The 11,567-nt window shown below is 71.0% G+C and carries 7 protein-coding genes and 2 pseudogenes; 2 read left to right on the forward strand and 7 right to left on the reverse strand.

Translation table 11 applies throughout. The features are described 5' to 3' along the window. Nucleotides 1-107: 107 nt before the first annotated feature. On the reverse strand, nucleotides 108-2,318 hold the full coding sequence (locus ACXKR8_RS18900) for a hypothetical protein (RefSeq protein WP_458274076.1): 2,211 nt from the start codon (nucleotides 2,316-2,318) through the stop codon (nucleotides 108-110). 367 nt (nucleotides 2,319-2,685) lie between these two features. On the opposite strand from ACXKR8_RS18900, the pseudogene ACXKR8_RS18905 reads away from it, so the two are divergent. Beyond that, nucleotides 2,686-3,878: pseudogene (locus ACXKR8_RS18905) on the forward strand (winged helix-turn-helix domain-containing protein). 29 nt (nucleotides 3,879-3,907) lie between these two features. Here ACXKR8_RS18905 and ACXKR8_RS18910 read toward each other — a convergent pair. Both ACXKR8_RS18910 and hpf read right to left on the reverse strand, forming a co-directional pair. Beyond that, nucleotides 3,908-4,654, reverse strand: coding sequence for a response regulator (locus ACXKR8_RS18910; protein ID WP_458274078.1), 747 nt, complete (start codon nucleotides 4,652-4,654; stop codon nucleotides 3,908-3,910). 181 nt (nucleotides 4,655-4,835) lie between these two features. After that, nucleotides 4,836-5,465: a ribosome hibernation-promoting factor, HPF/YfiA family gene (gene hpf / locus ACXKR8_RS18915; protein ID WP_458274079.1), complete on the reverse strand. Its 630-nt coding sequence runs from the start codon at nucleotides 5,463-5,465 to the stop codon at nucleotides 4,836-4,838. Nucleotides 5,466-5,885: 420 nt separating this feature from the next. Here hpf and ACXKR8_RS18920 point away from each other — a divergent pair, with 420 nt between their 5' ends. Beyond that, a complete protein-coding gene (locus ACXKR8_RS18920) occupies nucleotides 5,886-6,680 on the forward strand; it encodes a ComF family protein (RefSeq protein WP_458274080.1) in 795 nt (264 codons plus the stop codon). Here ACXKR8_RS18920 and ACXKR8_RS18925 read toward each other — a convergent pair. The 4 genes and pseudogenes from ACXKR8_RS18925 to mtrA all read right to left on the reverse strand — a co-directional run bounded on the left by ACXKR8_RS18925 (nucleotide 6,668) and on the right by mtrA (nucleotide 11,313). Then, nucleotides 6,668-7,147: an LpqB family beta-propeller domain-containing protein gene (locus ACXKR8_RS18925; protein ID WP_462100689.1), complete on the reverse strand. Its 480-nt coding sequence runs from the start codon at nucleotides 7,145-7,147 to the stop codon at nucleotides 6,668-6,670. The genes ACXKR8_RS18920 and ACXKR8_RS18925 overlap by 13 nt on opposite strands. Then, nucleotides 7,138-8,565, reverse strand: a complete 1,428-nt coding sequence (locus ACXKR8_RS18930) for a GerMN domain-containing protein (RefSeq protein WP_462100593.1) — start codon at nucleotides 8,563-8,565, stop codon at nucleotides 7,138-7,140. Before ACXKR8_RS18930 ends, ACXKR8_RS18925 begins: the two co-directional genes overlap by 10 nt. Continuing rightward, nucleotides 8,552-10,634: pseudogene (gene mtrB / locus ACXKR8_RS18935) on the reverse strand (MtrAB system histidine kinase MtrB). The gene ACXKR8_RS18930 and the pseudogene mtrB overlap by 14 nt, the downstream one beginning before the upstream one ends. Nucleotide 10,635: 1 nt before the next feature. Then, on the reverse strand, nucleotides 10,636-11,313 hold the full coding sequence (gene mtrA / locus ACXKR8_RS18940; protein WP_123502153.1) for an MtrAB system response regulator MtrA: 678 nt from the start codon (nucleotides 11,311-11,313) through the stop codon (nucleotides 10,636-10,638). Nucleotides 11,314-11,567 lie beyond the last annotated feature (254 nt).

The following is an 11,567-nucleotide window of genomic DNA, read 5'->3' on the forward strand; positions in this document are numbered from 1 at the left end:
GGTGCGTCCCCCTCAAGCTGGTTCGGTCGTGCCGCGTCCGGGGCCCGGGTTGCCGTCCTGGGCCCCGGACGCGGTCCGGATCTCGCTGTTTGCTGCGGTGGAGCGGGTTACAGCAGCCCGCCGAGCAGCTTGGTCACCCCGGCCACCGTCATCGGCACCACGCCGAGGACACCGCTGGGGACCACCGGCTTGGTGGTCGACGGCGGCGCGGTCGTCGAGGAGGACGTCGGAGCCGGTGTGGCGGCCGCGGCCGGAGCCGGTGCGGCCGGCGTGCCCGCGCTGTTGAGCGTCAGCGCGACGTTGCTCTGCAGCAGTCCGGGCGTGACCCAGCCGGAGAGTTCGCCGGCGTAGGCGGTGCCGAAGGCGCTGGTCCCCAGCAGCTGCTTCTGCACCGTCCCGGTGGGCGCGGTGACCTGGGCCGCGACGCCGCTGGGGGCGTTCACGGTCACGGTGTTGCCGACCCGGTAGCCGCTGGCGGTGCCGGCGGTCACCGCCGCGCTCCAGGTGGCGCGCTGCTTCAGCTCGGCGCCGATCGCGGACTCACGCAGGTTGGTGATGGGCGCGTTGGCCGCGAACAGGCTGGCGTAGTTGCTGAAGATCTGGTCGAGCACCGGGTAGAGGATCCGGTCCTCGGTCAGGTTGGACTGGTGCGCGTAGGTCGGCAGCGGGCTGTTGTCGATGATGTGCCCGAGGTCGATCTTGGCTTCCAGCGGGGTGATGTAGTTGGCGTACCCGGTGCTCAGGTCGAGCGGCGCGGGCAGGCAGGTGCTGGTGGCCGGGTTGGCGGTGCACAGGCCGCTGCCGCCCTGGGCGGTGCTGGTGTAGAGCCAGTTGTACTCGTCCACCTCGTCGGCGGTGTGCCCGGCGTTGTAGTAGACGTTCATCGGGAACCGCGGCACGGTCAGCGCCTGGCCGATCGCCCGCTGGTTGAGCTCGCGGGAGTGGTCGCTGCCGGTCCACTTGATCCCGGTCGCGGCGAACGCCTGGGCCAGGTTGGGGTTGTCGGCGGGCTGCTGCGGCAGCGTCATCAGACCGGAGTGCTCCCCGGTCACCAGCTCGGTGTTGTCGGTGCTGAAGCCCTTGCTCGCGGCCCACTGCTGGTTCTTGCTGATGGCGGTCTGGATGGTCGACTCGGACACCCAGGCGGTGCTGCCGTCGGCGTTCTTGGTGCAGGTCCAGGGGACCGTGGTGTTGTCCTGGACGCAGCCGAGGAACGGGTGGTCGTAGGTGTGGTTCACCCAGCGGAACGAGGACTTGGCCGACTGCAGCGAGGTCAGCAGCGGGTCGGAGCCGGTGTCCGCGACCTGTTCGTCGCTGCCGCCGCCGTTGAAGAGGAAGTCGAAGGTGAAGTTGTGCGCGGTCTCCCACTGCTGGGCGAAGGTCACATCGGCCGGGGTCATCCGGATGGTGGACTCCACCGGGGTGCCCTGGCAGGCGGAGATCGCGTCGCCGGGGGTGCACTTGGCAGTGCTGCTCCAGCGGTCGTCCGGCAGGAAGATGTCGTCGACGTGCTGCTCGTAGTAGTTGCGGTCGTAGCCGAGGTGGATGCCCTGGGTCATCCAGTCGACGATGCCGCGGGCCAGCAGCCGGTACTGCTGCTGGTACTGGTTGTAGGCGAAGGTCAGCACCAGCTCGGAGACGCCGCCGTGGTCGTACTCGCCGGCCAGCACCCCGGGGGAGCTGCTGCCCGGGATCGGCGCGGTGATCAGCGGGGTGAAGGTGGACCCGGCCGCCTGGGTGGCCAGCGGGGTCGCCAGATAGCCGTAACTCTCGGTCACGGTTGGGTCGTTGTCCTCGAACGGCAGGCTGCCCTTGAGGTAGCGGAAGGATCCGCCGAGGCCGGCCGCGGTGACCGTCCCGGTGATCCCGTCCAGCGACCCGATGTAGCCGGGGTCGGCCGCGTAGTTGAGGCCGACCGTGGGCTGCGCGTAGGTGTAGGCGTCGACCTGGCGCACCCCGAAGGTCTGCTCGTACGTGGTCAGCGCCGTCATCTCGGCCGAACCCGCCGCGAACGGCGCGTTGTTGGGCAGTACTACGGCCTGGAACTTGCCCTCGGCCTGGCCGCTCACCGTACCGCTGAGGAACGCGGCGTTGATGGTGGGCCGGTTGCTGTCCGACAGCTTCACCACGGTGAACGGCGTGCCGGAGATGGTCATCTCGTCCATGATCGCGGCGGTGGCCGGGCCACCGTCGTCCACCACGAGTACGCGCAGGTCGATGCGCTGTGCGGTGGCCGCGTGCGCGGCCATGCCCGGGGTGAGCGCCGACAGCAGTCCCGCCGCGGTGAACGCGGCGGCCCAGCGGGTCCTACGACCCATGTTGTCCCCTCCAGAGGCAGCCGCGCATGGATGCGGGCATGCCGAAGTACGGATCGGCGCGGACGGTCGGGCCTGGTGCCCTGCCGCGCCTGAATGGAATGAGTGGTCCCCCGTCGCCCCCGCGACTGTGTGCAGGCCGCACACCCCCCAATCAGCTCACGGGCGGTGAGCCCGTGACTGCGGTGCGTGGCGCTGCGATTCATATGCTAGAAGCACGAGCGGGCCCTCCATGACCGCTACCTGCGAGATCACCCCAAAACTCACCCTTGTGGGTTGTTTCTCGTACATCGATCTGATTTGGCTCATACGAAAGAGCGGATGGCCCGGCTGCGGCGGGAGTGTCAGTGCGGGCTTCTACGCTGATCCCATGAGGACCCTCCCCGACGCCACCGCTCCCGCCCTCACCCTCCGCGCCGACGACGCCCGCCGGATCGCCCTGCGGGCCCAGGGCCTGCTGGGCGCCCCGGACCGGCGCGGCGGGGTGCGCGGCGTGCTGCGCCATCTCGGCTCGGTTCAGCTGGACACCATCTCGGTGCTGGCCCGCTCGCACGAGCTGATCCCGTACGCCCGGCTCGGGGCGGTCGGCCGCGAGGCGGTGGAGCACGCCTACTGGAGCGGCGGGACGTCCTTCGAGTACTGGTCCCATGCCGCCTGCGTGCTCCCGATCGAGGAGTGGCCGCTGTTCGGCTTCCGGCGCCGCGCCTTCCTGGCCCGCGGCCACCGCTGGCACCGGATGGAGGACGCCGACCGCTCCTGCGCCGAGGTGCTGGCCCGGCTGCGTGCGGAAGGGCCGCTGACCGCCACCGAGCTGGGCGGCGCCAAGAAGGGCGGGATCTGGTGGGACTGGTCCGAGACCAAGATCGCGGTCGAGTGGCTGCTGGACACCGGCCAGGTCGTCTGCACCGAGCGCCGCGGCTGGAAGCGGTCTACGACCTCACCGAACGCGCCGTCCCCGGCGAGCTGCTCGGCAGCGACCCGGACGACGCGGCCTGCTTCCGGCAGTTGGTGCGCCAGTCCGGCGCCGCCCTGGGCGTCGCCACCCGCAAGGACCTCGCCGACTACCACCGGCTCAAGGCCGACCAGGTGGGCGCCGCCCTCCCGGACACCGGTCTGGTCCCGGTGCTGGTCGAGGGCTGGGGCCGGAACGGCGCGGCCGCTCCGGCCTGGGCCGATCCGGCCGCCCTGGCCGCCGAGCCGCGCGGCCGGCACCGCACCACCCTGCTGTCGCCGTTCGACTCACTGGTCTGGGACCGGGCCCGCACCGAGCGGATCTTCGGCCTCAGCCACCGGCTGGAGGCGTACACGCCCAAGGAGAAGCGGCTGCACGGCTACTTCGCGATGCCGCTGCTGACCGGCGGCCGACTGGTCGGCCGGGTCGACCCGGCCCGCGAGAAGCGGACCCTGATCGCCCGTCAGGTCTCGCTGGACTCCCCCGCCCTGCTGCCCGCGCTGGCCCAGGCCCTGCGGGAGGCCGCCGACTGGGTCGGCTGCGACGTGGTCAGGGTCGAGCGGATGCACGACGAGGCGCTGCGCCCGGCCCTGGAGAAGCTGCTCGGCTGAGACCGACCCGACCGGTCGCCCCGGTCGCGTCACCCTATTTCGAGGATCTTCTCCCGCATCGCATAGACCACGGCCTCCATCCGGGAGTGCAGCTGCAGCTTCTCCAGGATGTTGCGGACATGGTTCTTCACGGTGTTCTCGCTGATGAAGAGCTGCTTGGCGATGTCCCGGTTGTTCAGCCCGGTGGCGACCAGCTTCAGCACCTCCAGCTCACGCTCGGTCAGCCGCGGCGCGGGCAGCAGCCTGCGGTCGTCGGTGCGCTGCTGGATCATCGACTTGAACTCGGTCAGCAGCTTGGCCGCCATCGAGGGGCTGATCTGTGACTGTCCGTCGGCGACCGCGCGGATCGCGGTGGCGACCTCGTCGGTGGAGATCTCCTTCAGCAGGTAGCCGGTCGCCCCGGCCTTGATCGCCTCATAGAGGTCGGCCTCCTCGTCGCTGATCGTCAACATGATGATCTTCGTACTCGGGGCCACCTCCTTGATCGAGGTGCAGGCCTCGATGCCGCTGCGCCTGGGCATCCGCACATCCATCAGGATGATGTCGGGCAGCAGGTCGGCGGCCTTCTCCACGGCCTCGGCGCCGTCCCCGGCCTCGCCGACGACCTGGATGTCCTCCTCCTGGGCCAGCACGATCTCCAGGCCCCGCCGGAAGAGCGCGTGGTCGTCCACGACCAGGACCCTGATCGGCTCGACCGTACGTCGCGGGCCGTCGGTCTCCCGGTCCCGATCCTCGTCGAGCCGGTCGTCGCGCCGGCCGTCCCATCGCTCCGCCATCCGGACCTCCCCCTCGGCTGGTCGGGTGTTCCCGCCATGATTCCACGCCCCGCCGCCCGTGCGATCATTCCGCAGCTCCGGGTTCCCCCGGAAGTGTCACCCCGGGCGCGGCGCAGGCGCACGGAAGGGGCGCGGTGCCTGTCGCACCGCGCCCCTTCACCGCCTGGTCCCGCCGGGGCGGCTACTGCCCTTCAAGCTTCAGGTGGATCACTCCGTAGTCATAGCCGTGCCTGCGGTAGACGACGCTCGGCTGCCCGGTGTCGATGTCCTGGAACAGGTAGAAGTCGTGCCCCACCAGCTCCATCTCGTAGAACGCCTGGTCCAGCGCCATCGGCACGGCCGCATGGGTCTTCTCGCGGACCACGAGCGGGCCGTCGCCCTCGACCTCGATGCAGCCGATCTTGGTCTTGCTGACCGGCTCGGCCAGCTCCTCCGGGGTCGCCACGTCGGGGGCCGCCGAGAGATTCGCGGTCGCCTCGGCCACGCTCATCGGCGAACGCGGCCCCTTGTGCACCCGCCGCCGGTCGGCCACCTTGCGCAGCTGCGCGTCCAGCTTCGCCGTGGCCAGGTCCAGCGCCGAGTACGGGTCCGGCGCGCTGGCCTCGGCCCGGATCACCGGACCGCGGCTGTGCAGCGTGATCTCCACCCGCTCGGCACGCTCCGCCTGCCGCGGGTTGCGCTCCTTGGACAGCTCAACGTCCAGGCTGATCACCTTGTGGTCGAGCTTCTGGATGTGCTCCAGCTTCTCGCCTACGTGCTTGCGAAACCGCTCGGGCACCTCGGTCTTGTGACCCTTGACGACGATGTCCACGCAGATCTCCGATCACTTGCCCTGTCGCCGGTCGGACCCTCAAGGTCCGCGCGGCCCATCGAGTTCGCAGCACCGCCCGCTCGGAGGTGGGCGGGACCGCCCCTCACATCCCTACCTCCCCAGAAGGAAGGGTTGGAACCCCATGGAACAACGGTTCTCGGGATTCCGCCCACCCTGCGTCGGAGGACCGGGAGCGATCGGCGCGGCCACGGCGCCACCGGCATCGCCGACACGCCTGTGCACCAAAGTCGCGGCACTGCGCGGGCTTGTACAGCCCTTGCGTCAGTCCTACCCCCATACGGATGAATCCACGGTAAATATCCACCGTCCCGGGGGTCGGCCCAGCAGGCTGTTGTCCATGCTCCGGCCGCGTCGCCGTCGAGCCGCCCAGCCGTCGTCCGCCCGCCCGGAGGATGCTCTGTGACCAGCACGTTCCTCGGACTCTTCGATGCCGCCCTCGATCTGCTCGTGCCGGTGCCCTGCGTCGGCTGCGGCGCGGCGCACACCCAGCTCTGCGCCGCCTGCCGAGCCGAACTGGAGGGCGCGCGCCCACACCCCGCACGCCCCCAGGCAGCCCCGCCGGGACTGCCCGAGGTGTACGCCGCGACCAGCTACGAAGGCGCGACCCGGCAGATCCTGCTGGCCCACAAGGAGCGCGGGGCGCTGCGGCTGGCCCAGCCGCTGGGCCTGGCCCTGGCCGCGGCGGTACGCGCCGCCGTCCCGGCCAGCGCCGCCGCCCGCGACGCCCCGCTGCTGCTGGTCCCGATGCCCTCCGCCGCCGCGACGGTACGGGCCCGCGGACACGACCCCACCCGCCGGCTCACCCTGGTGGCGGCCAGGACGCTGCGCGCGGCCGGGGTGCCGGCCCGGGTGCTGACGGTGCTTCGGCAGCGGCGCGGCACCGCCGACCAGTCCGAGCTGGGGGCGGCCGAGCGGCTGCGCAACCTCAGCGGGGCGCTGACCGTCCCGGCCGGTCGCCGGGGGCGGCTCGGCCGGGGCCGGATCGTCCTGGTCGACGACCTGGTCACCACCGGCGCCACCCTCGCCGACGCCGCCCGCGCCCTGGCCGAGGTGGGCGGCGACGTGCTGGCCGCGGCGGTGGTCGCCGCGACCGTCCGCCGTGACGCCGCCCGGTGTGACGACGCGCGCCGTGACGATGCGCGCCGTGACGATGCGCGCTGGCTTCCGGCCGCCGGGCGGGCTCAGCCGGGGTAGCTCGGCATCGGGCCGTTGGCGCTGGTGTCGCCGTTCTTCGCCACCGCGAACCACTGGTTCTTGGCCCAGCGGTAGATCTTGCCCTTGTCCTCGGCCGTGGCCGGCGCGGCCGCCCCGATCGAGTCGCTCAGCAGCGGCGCCCTGGCGGCCAGCTGCAGCGAGGAGTCCTGCTGCAGTGCGGCCACCGTGGTCATGCCCTCCGCGAAGGAGGGCAGTTGCTCCGGGGCGTCCAACGCCGAGGATCCGTCGACCTCCCAGGTGGAAAGCCCCAGCGCGGTGCCGGTGGACTGGCCGAGCACGATCAGGCTGTCGCCGTCGAACCAGGACACCGACTTCACGCTGATCAGCGACGGCGCGACGGACTGCAGGCCGTCGATGGTGAGCTGCGGCGCCTCCGCGGTCCCGGACTGCTCGATCCGGCCGACCTGGACCGAACTGCCGCTGCCGCTCCTGACCGTCAGCGCGATCCGCGCCCGTCCGCGGCGACCCGGACCCCGGTGACCGTTCCGTGCAGGCCGTTCACCGCCACCGGCACCAGCTTGCCGCCCACCACCGCGTGGACCGCGGGGGCGGCGGGGTCGGTGTCGGCGACCCACAGCGTCCCCAGGTCGTCCCAGCTCGGGGAGCTGAGCCCGCCGGTGACCTGGCTACTCAGGGTCGCGTGCACCGGGACGGTCTTCTGGTTCAGCGTGCTCAGGAAGAGGTCGCGCCGGTTCGCCGAGAGCACCGCCACCTGGCCGCCGGTGCCCGGGGCGACCGCGAACCCGCCGATGTGCCCGATGTTCGGCGGCGCGAGCACACCCGGCACCAGCTTCGGTGTCGGGACCGCCGCCCCCACGTCCAGGCTCTCCAGGCGTCCGTCCGAATCCACGAAGTAGCTGGTGGCACCGTTCGGCGCCTGGAACGGCGAGTAGGGGCTGTTCTCGTCCGCCGAGCAGGCGGCGGTGGTGTCGCCGTTGCGGTAGAGCGAGACCGAGTTGATCTGCTGGCCCACCTGCTGGGCCTGCTGGGTCGGCACCTCGGAGAGGGTGAAGTACAGCTGCGAGGCCATGCGCCGGCAGTCGTCCGGGTTCTGGATCGCGGTGCCGATCTTCCCGCCGAACTGGAGCCTTATGCCGCCCACCCCCGCGTCGCCGCCGACGCTCACCCGGTTCTTGCCCAGCGAGGAGTTCGACGGGAAGGTCCGGACGACCGCCGGGGCCAGCCAGTCGCTCGGACCGCCGAGCAGGGCGTTCGCCGCGTCGGTGAGCGGGTCGATATGGCTGCGGACGTAGATCGGATCGGCGGCGAGCGCCGAGGGGCTGCCGTCGGCGCCGGAACGGGCCACCGGGTAGTAGAGGTTGACGGGCTCATATATACGGGCGAAGTCGACCTGGTTCAGGATGATGCCCGGCGGCGGCGAGGTGATCCGCCAGCCGTCCGAGCCCTTCACCACGGTGAAGTTGAAGGTGCTCTCCTGACCAGGGACGGGGACCGGGACATAGGCGTGCCTGGCGTTGAGCGTGGCCACCAGCACGCCCTTGACCTGGATCGTCGCCTTGGTGCTGGTGGGCGTCCCGGTGATCCGCTCGCGGATCTGCTGCAGCACGGTGACCTGCTGCTCCGGGTTCCAGGCCGCGGCGGCGTCGGCCGTCAGGAACTGCTTGGCGGTCTGGTAGTGCTGCTCGTCGGACACCAGGTCGTCCAGGAAGCCGGACAGCATCTGCTGCGGCGGGTCGCCCGCCTTCGGCGGCTCCGCGACCACCACCACCTGCTGGGCCGTCTGCGTGCTGGCCTCGGAGGCGCCGGGGGCACCCGGCGAGCCGGTGCTGGGCATGGTGGCGCAGCCGGCCAGGAGCAGCCCGCCCGCCAGCGCCCCGACGGCGCGGGCGCTAGTCCTCGTCATCGGTGGAACCTTCATCGCGCCCTTCCTTGGACACCACGACCTGGGCACCGGTGACGCCGTAGCCGGAGGCCCCGCGGACATCGGAGGGCTTGCTCGGCGGCATCGGCGCCCGCCCGGGCACCCCCGGAATCACGGAACCGTACCCCAGCACCCCGCCGAGGCCGGAGCCGAGCCCCGTCCCCAGCACCGCGCCCTCCTCCGCCGACTCCCCGCCCAGCGCGGTCGCGCCGCTCGGCCGGGACGCCCGCATGTACGGCATGCCCGGCACCGTGAGGCCGCGGTTGCCGCGGGAGTCCTCGGGTTCCAGCGGGATCGGCGAACGCATGATCTCCGCGCCGGCGTTGCGGGGCACGGTCAGCCGGAACTGCGAACCGCCGCCGGGCTCGCCCCAGGCATGCAGCCAGCCGCCGTGCAGGGCGGCGTCCTCCAGCGCGATCGACAGCCCGAGCCCAGTACCGCCGGTGGTCCGCGCCCGCGCCGGATCGGCCCGCCAGAAGCGGTTGAACACCCGGGACGCCTCGCCCGGCTTCAGCCCGATGCCCTGGTCCCTGACCGCGATGGCCACCGCGCCGTCGCCGACCGCGAGCCTGACCTCGATGTCCCGTCCCTCGCCGTGCTCCAGCGCGTTGACCACCAGGTTCCGCAGGATCCGCTCGATCCGGCGCGGATCCACCTCGGCCACCACCGGTTCGTCACCGCCGCGCACCCAGCACCGCGCTGCCCTTGGTGGCGGCCAGCGGCTCGGCCGCCTCGATCACCCGGCCGACCACGTCGCGGAGGTCGGCGGGCTCGACGTCCAGGATCGCCGCACCGGCGTCGAAGCGGCTGATCTCCAGCAGGTCGGCGAGCAGCGACTCGAACCGGTCCAACTGGTTCTGCAGCAGCTCGGCGGAACGTTCCGCCGCCGGATCGCCGAAGTCGCCGCGGGACTCGTACAGCAGGTCGGCGGCCATCCGCACCGTGGTCAGCGGGGTCCGCAGCTCGTGCGAGACGTCCGAGACAAAGCGCCGCTGGACCCGCGAGAGCTCCTCCAACTGCCGGATCTGCGTCTGCAGCGCGGCTCCCATGCGGTTGAACGACTCCCCGAGCCGGGCGATGTCGTCCGTCCCGCTCACCTTCATCCGTTCGTCCAGCCGTCCGTCCGCCAGCCGCTCGGAGATCTCGGCCGCCATCCGCACCGGCGTGACCACCTGGCGTACCACCAGCCAGGAGATCGCTCCGAGCAGGATCACCACGAAGATCCCGGCCGTGAGCAGGGTGGTGGTGACCAGGCTGAGGGTGCTGCTCTCCAGGGTGAAGGGGAAGACGTAGTAGAGCTGGTAGGTCTGCGTACCGTCCCGGGAGGAGGTCGTCAGCTCCTCGCCCACGACCATCCCCGCCTCGCTGGGCGTGGGCGGATTGTCCAGGTAGTAGATCGTCGTATAGGTGGACGCCGACGCCGACTGGCTCGCGCTCGCGTTGATGTGAACCTGGTTGCGGAGGTTCTGGCTGATGGTGCGGTCCGGGTCGACATTGCCGACCACCCGGGGATTGCGGGAGCCGGGATTGCTGCTGGTCACGGTCAGCGACTCGGCGGTGCCCGGCACCATGCCGACCACGGCGTACTGGCCGGCGCCACTGCTCGCCAGGAAGTTCACCTGGTTCGCCAGCAGCGTGCCCATGTCCGGCTGGCCGTCGGAGGTCGTCGAAGGGTTCCCGCCCGACCCACTGGGCGCCCCGAGCCCGGACGTGGGGTTCACATCCCGCTGGGCCGCGGCCTTGAAGCCGTTCTGCGCCTGGACGGTCGCCGCCGCCACCTTGGACTTGAGCAGCCCGTTGCGGACCTGGTTCACCACCACGACACCCAGCAGCAGCACCACGCCCAGCGAGAGCACCAGCGTGGTGGCCACCACCCGCAACTGGATCGAACGCCGGTACAGACCGGTGAACTCACGGATCGGGCGCCGGAACCGGCGCCCGATCAGGCCCGCCAAGGAGCGGACCCAGTCGGACACCGCACCGACCTGTCTGTTTCCGGAAGCCGACCGCCCGCCGTCCGGACCCGGCGCGACGGGGGTCTGGCCGCTCATCTCAGCTCGGTCCTGCCTTGTAGCCGACGCCGCGTACCGTCACGACGATCTCGGGACGCTCCGGGTCGCGCTCGATCTTGGACCGGAGCCGCTGCACATGGACGTTGACCAGGCGGGTGTCAGCGGCGTGCCGATAACCCCACACCTGCTCCAGCAGCACCTCGCGGGTGAACACCTGCCACGGCTTGCGGGCCAGAGCGACCAGCAGGTCGAACTCCAGCGGGGTCAGCGGAATGCTGCGCCCGTCGCGCTTCACCGAGTGGCCGGCCACATCGATCACCAGATCGCCGATGGCGAGCTGCTCGGGGCTGGGCTCCTCCGCCCGGCGGAGCCGCGCCCGCACCCGGGCCACCAGCTCCTTCGGCTTGAAGGGCTTGGTCATGTAGTCGTCAGCACCCGATTCAAGACCGACCACCACGTCCACGGTGTCGGTCTTGGCAGTGAGCATGACGATCGGTACGCCCGACTCGGCGCGGATCTGACGGCAAACGTCGATCCCGTCCCGGCCGGGCAACATCAGGTCGAGCAACACCAGATCGGGCTTCACCTCGCGGAAGACGGCCAGAGCCTTGTCGCCGTCAGCGACAAACGACGGCTCAAAACCCTCCCCGCGCAGCACGATGCCAAGCATCTCAGCCAGAGCAGTGTCGTCATCGACGATCAAGACGCGTCCCTTCATGTTCACCATGGTCTCATTCCGGAAACGTGAGCTGGGGCACAGTGGACAGAGAGATCCGCCACTCGTTCGAGTTCCACACCCATATATGGCACGTTTTTGGAAGAAACGGGATATTTATCACGCCCCAGTCTCTGCGCCGCAGGACCAAATGAGACCCATCTCGCTGCGCCGGGCGGGGCTCCCCGCCCTACCGGGCCCTCACCTCCGGCATGACACCATGTCCGGAACCAGCCCAACCCCGCAATGACAGAGAC

It is taken from the genome of Streptacidiphilus sp. PAMC 29251, from assembly GCF_054208735.2.